This is a genomic window from Duganella vulcania (assembly GCF_009857655.1).
In the GTDB taxonomy this organism is placed as follows: domain Bacteria; phylum Pseudomonadota; class Gammaproteobacteria; order Burkholderiales; family Burkholderiaceae_D; genus Rugamonas; species Rugamonas vulcania.
The window spans coordinates 43,773-62,765 of sequence record NZ_WWCX01000032.1 but is presented as its reverse complement, the minus strand read 5'-3'; the positions used below and the strand labels follow the sequence as shown (position 1 = coordinate 62,765).

Genomic DNA, 18,993 nt, shown 5'->3' with positions numbered 1-18,993 from the left:
TGCGTCCGCGCCCGCGCCTGCCGCGCCGCAGGGATCCGCGCAGCGCCCGCCCGAGGGCGACGCCGACCCGACGCGCGACCTGAAAAACTACGTGCCGCGGGGCGCCAATCCCACCATGCCCGAGGTGATCGAACGCCTGCATGAACGCGGCGTCTACAGCGGCCTCGGCGCGTTTCCGCCGCCGGGCACGCGTCCGCCCAAGGTCGGGCTGGCGGTGCCCGAGGACTTCGAACTGCCGCCCGGCTACGTGCGCCACCACCAGGCCACCGACGATGGCCAGCGCATCGAAGCGATCCTGATGTTCGCGCCCGGTTTCCAACTGTACGACGCCGCCCATAATCCGATCGACATGCCCAAGGACCGCGTGGTGCCGCCCGAGCTGGCGCCGCCCGGACTGCCGATCCGGCGCATCGTCATTCCTCCTCCCATCGAACCGGCCGCACCCGGCCGTTGATCCGCATGCGACAACTATCGAGTTCCTCCGCGGCGCGCATGGCGGCCGGCATTCTGGCGAGCGCCATCCTGTCGGCCCTGTACGCGCGCGGCGGCCCTGGTTGGTTGCTGGGCTTCGTGATGCTGGCGCCGTGGCTGTGCACGCTGAACGCCAGCCGCTCGCTGGCCGCCACGCTGGGCTGGGCCTACCTGATGTCGCTGGCCTTCACGGCCGCCGCCTTCGCCTGGTTCGGCACCGCGCTGGGACGCTACACGCATGCCGGCGCGGGCACCGGCCTGGCCGTGTTGCTGCTGGCCGCGCCGCTGTTCCAGCCGCAGTTCCTGGTGTTCGCGCTGGTGCGCCACGTGAGCGGACGCCGGCATGGTCCGCTGCCGCGCGCGCTGGCCGCGTCCGCATCATGGGTGGCGGCGGAATGGTTGCTGCCCAAGCTGCTCGGCGACACGCTGGGCTACGGACTGTATCCATCCCAGTTGATGCGCCAGGGCGCGGCCGTCGGTGGCGCCGCCGGCCTGACCTTGCTGCTGTTGCTGGCCAACGAGGGCGTGGCGGCAGCGCTGGCGCGGCGCCGCGACGGCTGGCGCGCGATATTGCGGCCGCTCGCGTTGGCCGCGCTGGGACCGCTGCTGCTGGCCGGCTACGGCGTGGCCTCGCAGCCGGACGGCGCGGCCGCCGGCAAGCCACTGCGCATGGGCCTGGTGCAGGCCAACCTCGTCGACTACGAAGGCATGCGCCAGCGGAAGGGCGCGCGCGCCGTGGTGCGCGAAGTGCTCGACACGCACTTCGCCATGAGCTACGACGTCGTGGTGCGGCGCCATGCCGACGCGGTGCTGTGGTCGGAGACCGCCTATCCCACCACCTTCGGCCATCCCAAGAGCGAAGCCGGCGCCGAGTTCGACCGCGAGATCCTCGCCAACGTCCGCGCGGCCGGCGTGCCCTTCGTGTTCGGCACCTACGATATCGACAGCGACGGCGAATACAACGCGGCCGCCTTCGTGCAGCCCGCCGGCCTGACGGGCTTCTATCGCAAGACGCGCCTGTTCCCCTTCACCGAATACGTGCCGGCCTGGCTGGACGGGCCGCGTCTGCGGCGCCTGCTGCCGTGGACCGGCAACTGGCGGGCGGGCAATGGCGCGCGGGTCTTCCCGCTGCGTCTGGCCGACGGCCGCGAGATCCCGGTGCAGCCGCTGATCTGCCTTGACGACGTCGATACCGGCCTGGCCATCGCCGGTGCCAGGCTGGGCGCGCAAGCCATCCTGACGATGTCGAACGATTCCTGGTTCAGCGACGATCCCGAAGGCGCGCGCCTGCACCAGGCTGCGGCGGCTTTCCGCAGCATCGAGACGCGGCTGCCGCAATTTCGCGTCACCACCAACGGCTACAGCGCGGTATTCGACGCGGGCGGCAGCATCCTGGCCGGCACGCGCATGGGCGAGCCGGCGCTGGTGGTGGCGGAACTGCGCGTGAGCCGGCCGGCGCCGACCTTGATGGTGCGCTGGGGCGATTGGGTCGGACGGGCCGCCTGCGCATTCCTGCTGTTGATGGCGGCGCGGGCCGCCATTCCCTCGTGGCGTGCGCAGGCGGAGGATGGCTCGCCGGCGCAGCAGCCCGCCATGGCCTTCCCGGTCCGGGTGGCGGTGCTGCCGGCGGCGGCGCGCATCGCGGCGGCGCTGTTGCGCATCATCGCCCGCGCCGGCCTGCTCGCCATTTGCGTGACGCTGCTGCTGAACGAACCGCTGCGCACCAACACGCTGGCGCAGATCCGCTTGTTCTCGGGACTGTTCCTCGCGCCGGAAGCCGCGTCGTGGTGCGTGCTGCTGGCGTTCGGCGCGCAAGCGTCGATCAGCGGCACCGCGCTGGTGCTGACGCGGGGCGCGCAGCGCATCGAACTGGCGCTGGCCGAGATCGCCGCCGTCGAGCTGTGGCGCTTGCCGATACCGGGCGCCGGCGTCGCCTTGCGGCTGGCGACCGGCCAACGCTGGCGCTACGGGCTGACGATGTCGAACCCGCTGGCGTTCGCCGCCGCGCTGGCTGGCGCCGGTGTTCCGCGCAGCGTTGAGCGCACCGGCGCGGCGATGAGCGTCTATGCGCGGGCGCGCCTGGCGCTGCGCCGCCGTCAGCTCGACCTGCCGCTGGCCAAGTTCGTCGCGCTGCCGCTGGCGCTGGCCATCCCCGCCTTCCACCTGCACCAGCACATTGCCTACGGCAGTGCTTTCGGCGAGTACTACACCTTTGGCCTGAAGGCTTACCTGCTGGCCTTCGCGCTGTGGTGGGCCGCGTGGTCCATCGGCGTGGTGCTGAGCGCGGCGCTGCTGCGCGCGGCGATCGAAGCCGGTACGCTGATGGCCGCGTTGCTGCGGCCCGGGCGGGCAGTCGAGGTCCGCGGCTGGCTGGAGCGGGCGGGCCGCCTGGCGCTGTATCTGGGCCTGCCTGGATGGCTGCTGGCGAACCTGTTTGGTGCGTAGGCTGCCAGCGCCACCCTGCTTACAGCTGCGGCTTGTTCTCGCGGATGGTGTTTTCCTTGGCTTTTTGCTGCTGCTGGCGCGCGGCGGCGGCGGCATTGAGCGCGCCGGCGTCATGCTGCAGCGGCGGCGCGGTGATCGTCACCGCATAGATGTCGATCATGTTCGGGGTGCGCGTGTTCGCAGCCTGGGTGTGCGTGTCGATGGTCATCGAGCAGGTCGGCGCATACTTTTCATAGGCGCTGACCGCCTCCGAAAAATGACGGCGGGACGCGTAGGGCACTGGACGGCAGGGACTGTCATTGACGTTTGTGCCGTATGAGGCGAGCTGCCTGCCCGACATGTCATAGCTCCAGGCCAGGTTGATGTTGCCGGGATCGCGATACTTGACCACGCCACCTGGCTGGTCGTATTTGGCGGTCAGCGATTGGATCAGGGTATCTTTCAGCACCGCCTTGTCTGGCGTCAGCGTCTGTTCGCGTTTGATCAGCCAGACGATGCCGGCCTCGTTGACCAGCACGCTGAAGAAATCCGCGCCGTTGCGGTCGCCCCGGCCGGCTCCCGTCGCAGCCTGGAAGCCGGCTTCCACGTTCGAGCCAAACGGCACGATGGGGGTGATCTTGTATTTGGGATTGAGCTTTTGCACCTGCTGGCGCGCCTCGTTGGCGCTGATGCCGACCCGGATGCCGGCGATATCCGGCGCGCCGGGGCCGCTCAGCGAGGCCGGCATGCCCGCCGGCGCGGCGCCCGAACTAGCGCCGTTGGCCTGGCTTTCCACCGATGCGGCTAACGCCAGTGCGGCGATCAAGAGTGCAGAGGGTTTCATTCGTTCATCCTTATAAATTAGATAACGATAATGTACAACATCTTGCGCCGGGCACGTTAGATTCAGCCTGTTATGATGCTGGCTCTTTCGCTAACATTTCAAACAGGCGGGAACATGGACTTACTGGACGCATATTGCGCGCGCATCGGCTACGCCGGCCCGCGCACCCCCACGCTGGACACGCTGCGCGCGCTGCAGCAGCTGCATCCGGCCGTCATACCCTTCGAGGCGATCGACGTGCTGCTGGACCGGCCGGTCCTGCTGGAACCGGCGGCCGTGGACGCCAAGCTGATCGGGGCCGGGCGCGGCGGCTACTGCTTCGAGCAGAACAGCCTGTTCCAGCGCGTGCTGTGCGCGCTGGGCTTCGCGGTGGAGCCCCTGATCGCCCAGGTGCGCTGGATGGCCGGCCCCGAGGCGCAGCAGCGGCCGCGCACCCACATGGTGTTGCGGGTGACCGTCGACGGCCAGCCCTGGCTGTGCGACGTCGGCTTCGGCAGCTGCGTGCTGACCGCGCCGATCCGCTTCGACCTGACCACGCCGCAATCCACGCCGCATGAGCGCTTCCGCATCACGCCGCAGGGCAGCGAGCATCTGCTGGAAGCGCTGCTGGGCGACGACTGGCTGCCGGTTTACCTGATCTCGCCCGCGCCGTGCCGCGACGGCGACTACGTGATGGCCAACTTTTACTCGTCGACCTATCCGCAATCGCACTTCCGGCACGACCTGATCGTGGCGCGCTCCACGCCGGAGGCGCGCCACGCGCTGCTGCGCAACCGCCTGACGATACGCCGCGCGGACGGCGCCAGCGAGCGCCGCTTCCTGAGCGCCGACGAGATCGAGCGGGCGCTGGCCGAGGTGTTCCTGCTGCCGGTGGCGCCGCACTGGCGTGCCGTGATCGAGCGCGCGGCAGCCGCCGTGTGGGACGAGCCGGCCCGCTAGCGTTCAGATCCCCGGTACCGGGTTGACGCCTTCGCGCAAACGGTAGGCGCCGCGTTCGTACACGTAGCGCGCGCTGCCGTTGAACGGGCGCACGTCGCGTTCCACGTCCTCGTTCTGGCCGGGCGATGCCGGCGCCGAGCGCGCGGTCCGTTCCTCGCCCGAGAACGTCAGCACCAGGTCGTCATAGCCGCCCGGCGTGGCGGCCGGCGCGAAGCGCCATGCCGCCTCGGCTTGCCAGCATTTCCTGGTCGACGGCCCGCAGCCGCCTTCGTTATCCGACTGCACGGGAATGGCGCCGGCCAGGTCGCGCACCTCCGCGGCGGCCGGGTCGAACAGCGAGAGCAGGGTGATGGCATAGCCTTGCCACACGCCGCCATGCAGCATCGCGATGCCGGGCTTGCCGTCCGCCAGCTCGATCCAGCGCAGCTCGCCGATATTGCCGGACGAGCCCAGGCTGGCCACGTTGTCGTGGCGGCGCACCAGCTTCCATTGCCTGCCTTCCTGCCGCAGCAGATACAGGCTCAGGTAGCCGCTGTCGACGTGCGCGGAGTCGGCGTCGCCGGCGGCGTTGGCGTGCTGGCCGGACACCACCAGCACCGTGTCGCCCGATGGCAGGGCCTGCATGTCCACCGCGCTCAGCGCTAAGTGCAGCTTGCGGCCGGGCTGGTCCGGATCGGGCAGGTCGGTGACGGCGTCCTCCTGCGCCGCGCGGTAGGCGGGGCCGAACACCACCTGCATCAGCGGCGCGTAGTCGGAGGCCGGATGCGGCGCGGCGGCCGCTGCCGCGGGGGCGCTGCCGGCCGGTGCGCTGGCCGGCGGCTTGGCTGGCGCCACCGGCGCGGATGGCTGGCGGGAACAGCCGGCGAGGCCGCTCAACATGGCTGTCGCCAGCAAGGGCGCGGCGAAGGATTTCAAAGGCATGGCTGGTCTTCGTTTAAGAAAAAGACAACAAATATAGCGCAATTCCGCTGGCGCGTCCGGCAAAAAAAGTTTTCGTCGCCGCAACACTTGTTGGGGCGGCGGGGCGTGATTTTGCTAAAATGGAATTCGATCCTTGCTGGCATCTCCAATGTTATGAACCGTTTATACGCATGCTTGCTGTTGTGCCTTGCCATGGGCTCTGCCTGCGCGGGCACCGTGCAGGTGTGCGCGGACCAGGCGGAAATCCCGCCATTCGTGTTCGCCGAGCGGGTCAACGGCCAGCGCAGCGGCAAGGTGGTGGGCGCCAGCGTCGACCTGCTCAAGCTGATCGGCGCGCGCCAGGGCTGGGATGTCAGCGTGCAGCTGCTGCCGTGGGCGCGCTGCCTGGCGCTGGTGGCCGATCATCGCGTCGATATCGCGCTCAACGTCAGCCAGGCCGACGCAGGCGGCCAGCTGGTGCTCAGCGATGCCTACTTCACCATGCACAATGTGTACTTCTATTCGCGCCGCGCGCGGCCGCAGGGACTGAGCCTGCAGAAGTTGGGCGACGTCGGCCAATACCATCTGTGCGGCCTGGGCGGGTATCACTTCGAGGTCTACGGCATTCCCACCAGCAAGGTCGACCGCGGCGCCACCATCGGCTACGAGCAGCTGATCGGCAAGCTGCACCTGGGCCGCTGCGACCTGTTCATCGACAGCCGCGAGACCATGGCGGGCCAGTACCTGATCAATCCCAAGCTGCGCAGCCTGCTGGTGGACGGCACGCTGGTGAGCCAGCCGCTGCCGGACTCGCCGCTGCGTCCGCTGTATTTCGGCGTGGCGGCCGGCGCCACGGGGACCACGCTGCTGCAGACCCTGAACGACGGCCTGGCGCGGCTGGCCAAGACCAGGGAGCTGGAGAAGCTGCTGGACCATTACATGGAACAATGAGCGACCTGCCTGGAGCCTGGATGCCCGCCACCTTTTACCTGATTCCGGCCGCGCTGGCGGCATTGCTGAGCTTGCCCGCGCGGGCGGCCGAGGCGCCGTCCGATCCGGTGCGGCCGTGGCTGTCGGTCAACGGCTTCGGCACGATCGGGCTGGCGCATTCGGACGAGCACCACGCCGACTATGTGTTCGACAACCTGCAACCGAACGGCACCGGCCGCAACCGCCAGTGGACCGGCGATGTCGACAGCCGCCTGGGCGTGCAGCTGACCGCCAACTTCACGCCGCAGCTGTCGGGCGTGGTGCAGGTGGTGTCCGAGTACCGCTGGAACGACAGCTACCGGCCGCTGGTCACCTGGGCCAACCTGAAGTACGCGTTCACCCCGGACCTCAGCGTGCGCGTGGGCCGGATCGGACTGGCCAGCTTCCTGATGTCGGATTCGCGCCGGGTCGGCTACAGCAACATCACGGCGCGCCCGCCGATCGAGGTCTACCGCCTGCTGGTGCTCAAGGAAAGCGATGGCGTGGACGCTTCGTACCGCATCCACGCCGGCGACATCAGCAACACCACCAGCATCCTGTACGGCAAGCGCACCGTCACCAACACGCGCGGCATCGACGTGCATTCGACCGCCGTGATGGGCGTGTTCGACACGCTGGAAAAAGGGCCGCTGACCCTGCACGCGGCCTACCAGGAGCGCAACGTCGACAACCAGAATCCGCCGCGCGGGCGCTTCGCGTCGCTGGGCGCGTCGTGGGATCCCGGCGACTGGTTCGTGGCCGGCGAATGGGTGCGGGCCACCAACTTCGACATCAAGCGCGTCAAGGCCATCCGCGAAGCCTGGTATGTGAACGGCGGCATGCGCTTCGGCACGCTGACGCCGTATGTCACCGTGTCCGAGCTGAGGCCGCTGACCGATACCGGCGGCATCCCCGTGGCCCAGCGCACCTACGCGGCCGGCATGCGCTGGGACGTGGCGCGCAACCTCGACTTCAAGCTGCAGTGGGACCGGCTGCACCTGGGCGCCAATTCCTACGGCACCTTGCAGAGTGTGGTGGCCGGCACGCCGCGTGGCGGCCGTGTGAACGTGGTCAGCCTGCTGGCCGACTTCCTTTACTGACGGGGAGAGCGACCATGCGCCTCCTGCCTGTCTCCGTCCATTGCCTGCTGGCCGCGCTGCTGCTGGCCGGCAGCTGCAGCGCCGAGGTGGTGGTGATCGTCTCGGCGCGCAGTCCGGTCAAGGCCCTGAGCGGCGAGCAGGCGTCCGACCTGTTCCTCGGCAAGGCGGCCGAGTTCCCCAACGGCCTGCGCGCGGTGCCGATCGACCAGAGCGAAGGCTCGCCGGTGCGCGACGTCTTCTACCTGAGGAGCAGCGGCAAGGCGCCGGCGCAGATGAAGGCCTACTGGGCGCACATGCTGTTCACCGGCCGCGGCCAGCCGCCGGTGGAGTCCGGCGACAGCGCCGCCATCAAGCGCCTGGTGGCCGACAACCCCAACCTGGTGGGCTATATCGACCGCAGCGCGCTCGACGCCAGCGTGCGCGCGGTGCTGTCGATCCACTAGCCGGCGCGCAGGTCGGCCGTGTCGACCAGGCAGGCTTCGCGTACGCGCTGCACCGTGGCTGGGGACTCCATCTGGAACCATTCGTGGTGGCCGCGGTCCTGGCGCGCCGCCAGCACGGCGCGCTTGATCGCGAAGAAGGCCGCCACCGCCAGCGTCATCGGCGGCTCGCCGATTTCCTTGGCGGACAGGATGTCGCCTTCCTCCGGCGCGTTCGGCGCCAGCTCGCGCGGGAACATCATGATGTTCATCTCCAGCGGAATCGACTGCGCCGCAGGCGGTTTGTACTCCCAGGTGTTGGTGGTGTACAGCGCGCCCGGCGCCGGCCGCGTGGCGCTCGGCGCGGTGCTGGAATCGGCCGGCTGGTAGCTCAGGTCCTCGCTGGTCACATAGCCCAGGCCCTGCACGAAGCCGCCCTCGACCTGGCCCACGTCCACCGCCGGGTTCAGGCACTTGCCGCCGTCATACACCACGTCCGCGCGCAGGATGGTGGTCTCGCCGGTCAGCACGTCGAGCTCGACCTCCACGCAGGCCGCGCTGTAGGTGTAGCCGGTGAAGTAGTCCACTTCCTCCTTGGCCGGCTGGCCGTCCACCATCTTGAACTCCAGGTTGCCGTCGGGGTGCTCGCCGCCCTCGATCGCCACCCGCGCCTGCGCCGACAGGTTGAGCCGGTCGTTGAAGGCCATGGCGACGATGTTCTTCCAGATCATGGTGGTCACGCCATCCTGCGTGACCTCGGCGCGCCAGCCTTCCTTGTAGTCCCAGAAGTTGATGCGGTTCTGCGCGCACCAGGCGTTGCCCTTGGTGGTGAGCAGGTTCAGGCAGTACGCCTCCAGCCGGTGGCGCAGCTCGCCGCAGGCCTGCTGCGCGGCCAGGCCGTTGAACGAGGTGCCGGTCGAGGCGCCCGTGCTTTCCGGATTGGGCACGACGGCGGTGTCGTTCTCCGCCACCCTGATCATGCCGATCGGGACGTTGAGCGCGTACGCCACCACCTGCGCCATCTTGGTGTTGAGGCCCTGGCCCATCTCGATGCCGCCGTGGCGCAGCAGCACGGTGCCGTCCTGCGCGTACACCTCGATCAGCGCGCCGCCCTGTTCCAGCAGCGCCAGGTTGAAGCCCGAGCCGTACTTCACAGGCAGCACCGAGATGCCGCGCTTGCGCCAGCGGTTGGCGGCGTTGAACTGGGCCACCGCCGCCTCGCGTTTGGCGAAGTCGGCCTTCTGCAGCGTGTAGTCCCACACCTCGCGCATGTAGCACGAGTCCAGCGGCTCGGCGTACGGCGTGACCTGGCCCTGCACGTACAGGTTGCGCGCGCGCACCTGCTCGGGCGTGAGGCCGACCGCGTGGGCCGCCGCCTCGATGGCGTCCTCGACGATGATGGCGCCCTGGATCATGCCCACCGTGCGCATCGAGGTGTTGCTGGTCTTGTCGGTGCGGCAGACGTCGGTGGTGCACGACCAGTTGGGGATGAAGTAGGCCGAGTCGCTGCGCAGCGCCATGCAGTCGCTGATGACGAAGCTGCAGTCGTAGGTGCGGCCGCCATCGAGCCAGTAGTCGGCCTGGAAGCCGAACAGCTTGCCGTGCGTGAGCGGGTTGCTGGCGTCGCCGATGGCGATGTTGTAGTTGCCCAGCGCCGGGTGGCGGTGGCCGAACATGGCGGTGTCGACCTGGCGCAGCGCGGCCATGCGCAGCGGCCGGTTCAGCTTCCACGCGCCGACCGCCGCGATGGTGCTGGCGAACGCCGACTGGCCGCACTTGCCGCCGTAGCCGCCGCCGATGCGGCGCACCCGCACGTCGACCTTGTTGACCGGCAGCGTCAGCACGCTGGCGACCGCGCCCTGCACCACGTTGGCGTCCTGGGTCGAGGCGTAGACGCGCACCTGGCGGTCCTCCACCGGCTCGACGTAGCTCGACTGCGTCTCCATGTAGAAATGCACCTGGCTGCCGACCTTCTGCCGGCTGGCCACGCGGGTGCAGCTGACCGGGCCGTACAGCTCGCTGTTGATGGAGATGTTGTGGTCCACCACCGGCTTCAACAGGTCCGGCTGCTCGGGCGTGCGCGGCTGCATCCAGGCCAGGCTGGTGCCGCTGCGGGTGATCTTCCAGATGTGCGAGTACCACGGCGCGCCGGCCGGCTTGTCCAGGTAGACCAGCTTGTTGCGCGCGGCGTCGGTGTCGGGCAGCTCGATCTGCGGGCGCTGCGCGGTGAATTGGCAGAAGTGCGTTTGCAGATAATTGGCCGCTTCCTGCGCCAGCTGCTCGTTGCGCGCCACCACCATGCCGATGCACTGGCCGTAGCCGGTCAGCAGCAGCGGCGCGCGCGGGTTGTAGCCGTCGGGCAGCGCGCCCTTCGGACAATCGGCCGCCGGCACGCTGATGGCGAAGATGGGATCGTCCATCGCCATGCCGTCGATCACCCTGCCGGGTACGTCGATGGCGGTGATGTAGTCCTTCACGCCCGGATACACGGCCTGCAATGCCGCCAGCACCTCGGCTGGCGAGGCTGGACCGTCCACGCCCGGCACCTGGTAGACGCACGTGCCCAGCGCGACCATGCTTTGCACCGGCGCGCCGTTCATGCCGGTCGGCGGCATCGGGATGTCGTGGATGTACTGGGCCTCGCCGGTGGCCTGCAGCATGGCTTCGATTTTGACGTAGGGCACGTGCACCGGGAACTGGTCGGCATACTCCTTGTAGGCCTGCGTGCCTTTCGACACCGGCCGCTCGCCGCGTTCGCCGGCCGAGCGCAGCGCCGGCGGCACCGGCAGGCCGCGCCATTCGCTGACCGCGATGAAGAATTTGTACAGGTAGGATTCGGCCAGCTGGCGCTTGTAGGTGGCGCTGTAGCCCTCGTCGGGCAGCTGCGCGTAGTGGGCGGCGTAGCGGTCGGCCAGCGCGTCCAGTTCCTGGCGCAGCACCGGCATGGCCTGGGCCAGCGCGGCGGCGTCCCAGTGCTGGCCGCGCAGCGCCTGCTCGGTGTGCGGCATGCGGGTGGCGGTCGGCGACATGCCGCCGTACACCAGCGCGATGTCGGCCACGCGCTGCTGCGCATCGAGCTTGACGCGCATGCCGCTGTTGACGATGGAGTGGGCGTTGACCTCGCGCTGCGCGGTCTTGTAGGTTTGCGCGTATTCGTCGGCGCCGGTCAGGCGCACCTGGTAGGACAGCAGCACGCAGCCCTCGGCATGCTGGCGCCAGTAGGCTGGCAGGTCCAGCAGCGGCAGCGTCTTCGGTTCGGGATGCGCGGGCGCGCTCACCGTCACCGTGGCGTCCAGCGCGGCCAGCGCCGTGTACAGGTCGGAAGGGAAGGGCACGCCTTGCTCGGCGTGCGTGACCACCAGCATGGTGTTGCCGGCCAGCGTGGCGGCGTTGCGCACGATGCCGCCGGCGGTGCGGCCGGCCATGTAGGCCAGCGCTTGCAGGCCGGCGTTGGGCGCCTTGGCGTTGGCGGCGTCGAGGAAGTCCAGCAGCTTGGCGTACAGCAGGCCGCCGCCCAGGCGCAGCTGGCCGTCCGCCAGGCTCAGCGCGTGCAGCTCGGGCAGGTGCGAGATGTCGATGAACACGTGCGGATTTTCCACCGTGCGCGGATACACGCCGATCGAGGTGTTGCCGCCGACCAGGCGCAGGTTGGCGCGGTCGTGGAAGTCACGCATCAGGCCGATGGCGCTGGACACCGTCAGCGGCCGGAACCAGTGGTAGCCGTTGGCCGAGTAGTGCACCGGGCGCGGCGGCTTGCGCAGCTCGGCGGGGAAGGCGATCTCCACTGGCGCGACCTTGTCCACCTTCTCGGCCGGATCGATTTCGCATTTCATGCAGCCGGCTTCGTCGACCTGCGGATTCCAGTCGGAGGCGAAGGTTTTCTTGAAGCCGTACAGGATGGGACGGTAGCCGGTGCAGCGGCAGATGTTCCCGTCGAACATGGCCTCGATCTCCTGCTTGGTGCCGGGCTTGGGCCCGCGCTGGGCCACGGCGGCGGTCATGTTCATCACCCAGCCCGGGGTGCAGTAGCCGCATTGCGTGCCGTTGTTGCTGGCCAGCCCGTCCTGCACGCTGCTGATGCAGCCGGACTTGACGCTGCCCGTGCCTTCCACCGTGGTCACCAGCATGCCGTCCAGCGAGGCCACCGGACGCAGGCAGGAATTGACCGAGCGGTGTTCGACCTGCTGGGTGTCCTCGTTCCAGCTCGACAGCATGACGGTGCAGGCGCCGCAGCCGCCTTGCTTGCAGCCGATCTTGGTGCCGGTCAGGCCCACCTCCGGCGAGCGCAGGTAGTCGGCCAGCAGCACGGTCGGGTCGACCGTCGGCAGCTGGACCCGCTCGCCGTTGAGATAGAACACAAGGTCAAGTGTGGGATCGGATGTGGACATGAAAAGGCTCCTGTGACATGGGTGGCGTGATTCAACGTGGCGAATTCGATACAGCGGCAAACAGGCTGCGGCGCACCGGCAGAATACTGGTTTCGTGCCGGGCGATAAACATTATTTTGCGCATATTTTTCCCGGAGAAAACTCACCAATTAACACCGGCCGCGCTTTTCCGCGATTGACATGCAAGAATTCACGGTGCTATAGTGAATTTAATAAGTGGAAGCGTTTCCACTCGTAAAAAAACACATAGACAGACGGGCCTGGACCCTTCTGCATGGAGACAGAATGTTCACAGCCAGCCTCGCTCTGCCGGGCGACCAGGCCTTGCGCCGCTCGCCCGACCGCCATCCACAGCGCCCGCCACGCCGGCTCGGACGCCTGCTGGCCATCCCGCTCCTGCTGCTGTGCGCGCACGGCGCCGCGCAGGCGCAGGGCAGGGTGCAGGCGTGGATCACCACCGGCGACCAGACGCGGCTGCTGGCGCGCGGCGCCGACGCCGCGTTCGGCCCGGGCGCCAAGGCCGCCACCGTCATCGAGGTCGATCCGTCCCAGCGCTACCAGGAGATGGTGGGCTTCGGCGCCGCCATCACCGACGCCTCGGCCTGGCTGATCCAGAACCGCCTGACTCCGCAGCAGCGCGGCGCGCTGATGAACGAGCTGTTCGGCAAGGCGCCCGGCGCCAACTTCAGCTTCACGCGGCTGACCATCGGCGCCTCCGACTTCTCGCGCCACCACTACAGCTTTGACGACATGCCGCCCGGCCAGACCGATCCCACGCTGGCGCATTTCTCCATCGAACCCAACCGCGCCGACGTGCTGCCTGTCACCAAGGCCGCGCTGGCGATCAATCCCCAGCTGCGCGTGATGGCCTCGCCGTGGAGCGCGCCGGGCTGGATGAAAAGCACCGACAGCCTGATCCAGGGCACGCTGAGGCCGGAAGCCTACGCGCCGTTCGCGGCCTACCTGTCGCGCTACGTCGGCGCGTATGAACAGGAGGGCGTGCCCATCTTCGCGCTGACCCTGCAGAACGAGCCGCACTTCGAGCCCAAGGACTATCCCGGCATGCGGGTCGAGCCGGCCCAGCGCGCCGCCTTCATTGGCGGCCACCTGGGACCGCTGCTGGCGAAAGAACATCCGCAGACCCGCATCCTGGACTGGGACCACAACTGGGACGAGCCGGGCTCGCCGGCCGCCGTGCTGCAGGATCCGGTGGCCAGCAAGTACGTCAACGGCGTGGCCTGGCACTGCTACGCCGGCGACGTGCGCGTGCAGGCCGCGCTGCACGACCGCTGGCCGGACAAGGACACGTATTTCACCGAATGCTCGGGCGGCAAGTGGGCGCCGGTTTGGTCGGACAATCTGAACCACTTCGCCCGCACGCTGGTGATCGGCGCCACGCGCGGCTGGGCCAAAGGCGTGCTGCTGTGGAACCTGGCGCTGGACGAGAACGACGGCCCGCACCTGGGCGGCTGCACGGATTGCCGCGGCGTGGTCACCATCGACAGCCGCGACGGCAAGGTCACGCGCAACGAGGAGTACTACGCGCTGGCCCACGCCAGCCGCTTCGTGCGCCAGGGCGCGCGCCGCATCGCCTCGACCAGCGGCTACGACGACCTCGACACGGTGGCCTTCCGCAACGCCGACGACGGTTCGGTGGCGCTGCTGGTGGTGAACTCGGCCAAGACGCCGCGCAGCTTCGCCGTGCGCCTGGCGCCTGGCCGGCGCAGCTTCAGCTACACCCTGCCGGCCGCCAGCGTCGCAACCTTTACCTGGCAACCCTGATACGCACTGCCGTGCCACCGCGCGGCAGTTTTTTCAACCCGGATGTGGAAGCGCTTCCACAAGGAGACATGGATGGTCAAGTTACTGAGTGCGATGAGTGTGGCGTGTGCCGTGGTGCTGGCTGCTTGTGGCAGCGGCGGCGGCGCCAGCGTGGTGGTGGCGCCGGTCACGCCGCCCGTGCCGCCGCAGGCCGAGATCAAGCCTACCCCGGTCACGCCGGTGCCGGTGCTGCCGCTGACCATGCTGCACACGCAGGGCACCAAGTGGCTGAAGGCCGATGGCAGCCAGGTGGCGCTCAAGGGCACCAATCTCGGCAACTGGCTGATCAACGAATTCTGGATGATGGGCCAGGGCAGCGCCGGCATCGACGACCAGTGCAAGCTGGAGGCCAACTTCGACAGCCGCTTCGGCTACGCCGAGCGCCAGCGCCTGATGCAGCTGCTGCGCGATAACTGGATCACCACCCGCGACTGGGACCAGATGCAGAAGTTCGGCCTGAACGTGGTGCGCCTGCCCTTCATCTACAGCGTGGTCGAGGACGAAATGAACCCGCGCCACCTGCGCGCCGACGCCTGGCGCTACCTGGACGACGCCATCGCCCAGGCCGAGAAGCGCGGCATGTACGTGATCCTCGACCTGCACGGCGCGGTCGGCGCGCAGGGCTGGGAGCAGCACAGCGGCTGCGCCAACAAGAACCTGTACTGGTCCACGCCGGCATACCAGGACCGCACGGTCTGGCTGTGGCAGCAGGTCGCGGGCCGCTACAAGGACCGCGCGGCGGTGGCCGGCTATAGCGTGCTCAACGAGCCGTGGGGCACCACCGCCGACAACCTGGCCGCCGTGGTCAAGACCCTGTACACGGCGATCCGCGCGGTCGACCCCAACCACGTGGTGATCCTGCCCGGCCATAACAGCGGCAACATCACCGCCTACGGCAAGCCGTCCGACCAGGGCATGAGCAATGTCGCGTTCGAGATGCACTTCTATCCCGGCCTGTTCGGCTGGGGCAAGACCGGCCTGCAGGTGCACAAGGACTGGCTCACCTGCAGCGGCGGCAGCAACAGCGGCGTGTGCGAATGGGACAACAAGATCAAGGCCGTCGACACCGCCTTCTTCATCGGCGAAACCCAGCCGTGGATGGGCATGGGCCTGGACCTGGGCGGCCAGGTCGGCCGCGCCTCGTTCGACACCTACGCCAAGTACGGCTGGGCCACCACGGCGTGGAGCTGGAAGGTGGTCAGCAACGGCGGCGGCCAGGGCAACGGCAGCTGGGGCTTTGTGACCAACGCGGCCGGCGCCGCCGTGCCGGCCATCGACTTCACCAAGGCGCCCATCGCCGACATCGAAAACCTGTTCAAGCTGTTCGGCACCCAGGCTTACGAGGTCCACCAGCCCCTGCAGGACTGGATGACCAGCAGCACCGCACCACAACCCTTCCGTTAGCACTATCAACCCGTCTAAAATTATAAGAGAGACTAGAAGATGAGCAAGCCAACACAAGCACTCGCACTGACACCGATCGCCGCCGCCTGCGCGGCGCTGATGATCGCATCCGCCCCGGCATGGGCGCAACAGGCCCCATCGGCCACGGCGGACGGCAAGGAAGTCCAGTCGGTGGTGGTGACCGGCATCCGCCGCAGCATCGAGACCTCGATGGCGGTCAAGCGCGATGCCGACTCCATCGTCGAGGCCATCACCGCCGAGGACATCGGCAAGCTGCCCGACGTCAGCATCGCCGAATCCATCGCCCGCCTGGCCGGCCTGACGGCGCAGCGCGTCGAGGGCCGGGCGCAGGTGATCTCGATCCGCGGCCTGGCGCCGGACTTCTCCGGCACGCTGATGAACGGCCGCGAGCTGGTCTCCACCAGCAACAACCGGGGCGCCGAGTACGACCAGTATCCGTCCGAGCTGATCAACGGCGTCACCGTCTACAAGACGCCGGACGCCTCGCTGGCCGGCGGCGGCCTGTCCGGCACGGTGGACCTGCACACCGTGCGCCCGCTCGACGTGCGCGAGCGCACCATCGTGTTCAACGCGCGCGGCGAGCACAACTCCAACGGCAAGCTGAACTCGAACAGCTCGGCCAACGGCAACCGCATCAGCGCCTCCTACGTGGACCAGTTCATGAACAACACGCTGGGCGTGGCGTTCGGTTACGCGCACCTGGATTCGCCCGGCCAGCAGCAGGAATACAAATCATGGTGGTGGGGCACGGACAACAAGCTGCCCAAGGGCGACGAGGACGTGGTGGCGTTGAAGGGCGCCGAAGTGACCGCCACCTCGCGCAAGCAGAAGCGCGACGGCCTGATGGGCGTGATCGAATACCGTCCGACCAAGGAATTCCGCACCACGCTGGACCTGTACTATTCCGAGTTCAAGGAAGACACCACCATGCGCGGCATGATGTGGAACTCGCACCAGTGGAGCGACGTCACCTACACCAACCCGGTGATCCAGACGATAGGCGGCACGCGCCTGCTGGTGGGCGGCGCGCTGGTCAACCTGGAACCCATCGTCCGCAACGACTTCAACACCCGCAAGGACCAGCTGGGCGCGGTCGGCTGGAACAACACCTACCGCAAGGACGGCTGGACGCTGGTGGGCGACGCGTCGTACTCGACCGCCAAGCGCCGCGAGCAGGTGCTGGAAACCTACGCCGGCCTGGGCCCGGCCAACTCGCACATCACCGACAACAACTTCCAGTTCCGCATCCCGACCGCCAGCGGCCTGCCGACCTTCACGCCAAGCATCAACTTCGCCGATCCGTCCATCATCAAGCTGACCGACGTCGGCGGCTGGGGCAAGGACGCGGACATGCACCACCCGGTGGTGGAGGACAAGCTGGGCTCGATCAAGCTGTCCGCCAAGCGCGACCTGGACGGCATGTTCCGCAGCCTGGAGGGCGGCGTCAACTACAGCAAGCGCGAGAAGACCCACGCCGACACCAACAACTACTGGAACCTGAACAACGGCCGCACGCCGGCCGTGGTGTCGCCGGACCTGATCCAGCCGTCCACCTCGCTGTCCTTCGCCGGCATCCCGAGCGTGCTGACCTATGACGTGCTGGGCGTGCTGGGCAAGTACTACACGATGCAGCCGGCCCGCCCCGACGACCAGGCGCTGCAGGACTGGGGCGTGACCGAGAAAGTCACCACCGCCTACGCCCGCCTGGGCATCGACACCGACGTCGGTCCCTTCCCGCTGCGCGGCAACATCGGCCTGCAGGCGGTCAATGTCGACCAGCAATCGCGCGGCGCCATCGTCAACGCCGGCAAGCTGGGCGCGATCACGGGCGGCTCCAAATACACCGACTACCTGCCCAGCCTGAACCTGAACTTCGACCTCGGCAAGTACCTGGAGACCACCAACCTGCGCTTCGGCGCGGCCAAGACCGTGGCCCGGCCGCAGATGTCGGACATGCGCGCCGGCGTCTCGGGCGGCGTGGACGCCACCACCCGCATGTGGAACGGCAGCGGCGGCAATCCGCAGCTGGAACCGTGGCGCGCCAATTCCTACGACCTGTCGATGGAAAAATACATGGGCAAGCGCAGCTACATCGCCGGCGCGCTCTGGTATAAAAAACTGCAGAGCTACATCTACAACCAGCAGACCGCGTTCAGCTTCGCCGGCTTCCCCAACCCGTCGGCCGTGGTGCCGCTGCAGGACATCGGCACGCTCAACCGTCCGGTCAACGGCACCGGCGGCCTGGTCAAGGGTGTCGAGCTGTCGGGCGCGCTGGACGGCGGGCTGCTGTACGCGCCGCTGGAAGGCTTCGGCGTGACGGGCAGCATGTCCGGCACCGAGAGCTCGATCCATCCGAACGGTCCGGGCACCAAGGAGAAGTTGCCGGGCTTGTCGGGCGTGGTGTCCAACTTCACGGTGTACTACGAGAAGTCGGGCTACCAGGCGCGGGTGAGCCGCCGCTACCGTTCGGCGTATCGCGGCGAGGTGACCGGTTTGTTCGCGCAGCGTTCCTTCAGCGAGATCCTGGCCGAGCGGCAAATTGACCTGCAGCTTGGTTATGCGATCGAGGAAGGCCGCTACAAGGGCTTGTCGTTCCTGTTCCAGGTCAATAACCTGAACAACTCGCCGTACCAGACGCGCCAGGGCGATCCGTTCTCGGGCGGTTCGTACGCGCCGGAGCGCTACACCACCTACGGCCGCCAGTTCCTGCTGGGGGTGAACTACAAGCTGTAAAGTGGGGAAGCGCGCCGCTCAGCGCGAGCGCGCTTCTTCGCGCCGCTGGATGATGAAGGCCTTCAAGTCTTCGAAGGTGACCACGCCGCGCTGGGCGGTATCGATATGGTCGAAGTTCTTTTCCACGAAACCCAGGCCGGCGTTGCGCGCTTCCTCGCGGCTGAGGCCGCCGCTGCTGTCGACGTCGGCATCTTCAAAGCGCTGCTTCAGCTTTTGCATGGACTGGTATTGCAGCATCGGGCTGGGCGCGCCGTCGCGCGGCGGCTTGCGGATGGCCGGCGGGGTGTACGGATCGGGATGGGCCGGCGCCGACATCATGGCCGGCGCGGAGACCGGCAGAGGCTGCTGAATTTGGGCGTGCGCGCCGGCGCAGGCCGCCGTTGTGGCCAGGATGGCAATGTGGATGAACTGTTTCATTATCGTCTCCCCCGCGCCGAGTATTCAGCCTGGCGCATGGCTGGTGGTGCCACTGTGACGCTGTTGAGGAAATTAATCAAATCCGATTGCCGGGTTCGGCTTGTAGTGTCGTCTGGAAACGTCACTTGTCAAATTGCATAATC

The 18,993-nt window shown here is 68.0% G+C and carries 13 protein-coding genes; 9 read left to right on the top strand and 4 right to left on the bottom strand.

The genetic code is table 11. The features are described 5' to 3' along the window. Positions 1-454, top strand: a 454-nt coding sequence (locus tag GTP90_RS18125) for a hypothetical protein (protein ID WP_161084874.1), incomplete at its 5' end; no start/stop codon positions are given. 5 nt (positions 455-459) lie between these two features. Beyond that, positions 460-2,916 carry an apolipoprotein N-acyltransferase gene (lnt, locus tag GTP90_RS18120; RefSeq protein WP_254451923.1) on the top strand — a complete coding sequence of 819 codons (2,457 nt, stop codon included), beginning with the start codon at positions 460-462 and terminating at the stop codon, positions 2,914-2,916. A gap of 19 nt (positions 2,917-2,935) precedes the next feature. Here the strand turns inward: lnt and GTP90_RS18115 are convergent, their stop codons facing one another. Next, positions 2,936-3,739, bottom strand: a complete 804-nt coding sequence (locus GTP90_RS18115) for a hypothetical protein (RefSeq protein ID WP_161084873.1) — start codon at positions 3,737-3,739, stop codon at positions 2,936-2,938. Between the two features lie 114 nt (positions 3,740-3,853). Here GTP90_RS18115 and GTP90_RS18110 point away from each other — a divergent pair, with 114 nt between their 5' ends. Beyond that, a complete protein-coding gene (locus GTP90_RS18110; RefSeq protein WP_161084872.1) occupies positions 3,854-4,678 on the top strand; it encodes an arylamine N-acetyltransferase family protein in 825 nt (274 codons plus the stop codon). Between the two features lie 3 nt (positions 4,679-4,681). Here the strand turns inward: GTP90_RS18110 and GTP90_RS18105 are convergent, their stop codons facing one another. Continuing rightward, positions 4,682-5,599, bottom strand: coding sequence for a hypothetical protein (locus GTP90_RS18105; protein ID WP_161084871.1), 918 nt, complete (start codon positions 5,597-5,599; stop codon positions 4,682-4,684). A gap of 192 nt (positions 5,600-5,791) precedes the next feature. On the opposite strand from GTP90_RS18105, the gene GTP90_RS18100 reads away from it, so the two are divergent. From GTP90_RS18100 to GTP90_RS18090, 3 genes are read left to right on the top strand one after another with little or no spacing between them, the layout of a single operon-like run. Beyond that, positions 5,792-6,529 carry a substrate-binding periplasmic protein gene (locus GTP90_RS18100; RefSeq protein WP_161084870.1) on the top strand — a complete coding sequence of 246 codons (738 nt, stop codon included), beginning with the start codon at positions 5,792-5,794 and terminating at the stop codon, positions 6,527-6,529. Between the two features lie 20 nt (positions 6,530-6,549). Further along, entirely contained in the window at positions 6,550-7,647 is a 1,098-nt protein-coding gene (locus tag GTP90_RS18095; RefSeq protein WP_161084869.1) for a porin, read from the top strand. 14 nt (positions 7,648-7,661) lie between these two features. Further along, the gene (locus GTP90_RS18090) at positions 7,662-8,090 is read left to right on the top strand and encodes a type 2 periplasmic-binding domain-containing protein (protein WP_161084868.1); all 429 of its coding nucleotides are present in this window, start codon (positions 7,662-7,664) and stop codon (positions 8,088-8,090) included. Here the strand turns inward: GTP90_RS18090 and GTP90_RS18085 are convergent. After that, the gene (locus GTP90_RS18085; protein WP_161084867.1) at positions 8,087-12,454 is read right to left on the bottom strand and encodes a molybdopterin cofactor-binding domain-containing protein; all 4,368 of its coding nucleotides are present in this window, start codon (positions 12,452-12,454) and stop codon (positions 8,087-8,089) included. The genes GTP90_RS18090 and GTP90_RS18085 overlap by 4 nt on opposite strands. A gap of 285 nt (positions 12,455-12,739) precedes the next feature. Here GTP90_RS18085 and GTP90_RS18080 point away from each other — a divergent pair, with 285 nt between their 5' ends. The 3 genes from GTP90_RS18080 to GTP90_RS18070 all read left to right on the top strand — a co-directional run bounded on the left by GTP90_RS18080 (position 12,740) and on the right by GTP90_RS18070 (position 18,433). Then, entirely contained in the window at positions 12,740-14,236 is a 1,497-nt protein-coding gene (locus GTP90_RS18080; protein ID WP_161084866.1) for a glycoside hydrolase family 30 protein, read from the top strand. Positions 14,237-14,308: 72 nt separating this feature from the next. Beyond that, positions 14,309-15,679, top strand: coding sequence for a glycoside hydrolase family 5 protein (locus tag GTP90_RS18075; RefSeq protein WP_161084865.1), 1,371 nt, complete (start codon positions 14,309-14,311; stop codon positions 15,677-15,679). Positions 15,680-15,718: 39 nt separating this feature from the next. After that, the gene (locus tag GTP90_RS18070) at positions 15,719-18,433 is read left to right on the top strand and encodes a TonB-dependent receptor (protein ID WP_161084864.1); all 2,715 of its coding nucleotides are present in this window, start codon (positions 15,719-15,721) and stop codon (positions 18,431-18,433) included. Between the two features lie 18 nt (positions 18,434-18,451). Here the strand turns inward: GTP90_RS18070 and GTP90_RS18065 are convergent, their stop codons facing one another. Beyond that, positions 18,452-18,850 (bottom strand): EF-hand domain-containing protein, encoded by a 399-nt coding sequence (locus GTP90_RS18065; protein WP_254451922.1) that lies wholly within the window; start codon positions 18,848-18,850, stop codon positions 18,452-18,454. Positions 18,851-18,993 lie beyond the last annotated feature (143 nt).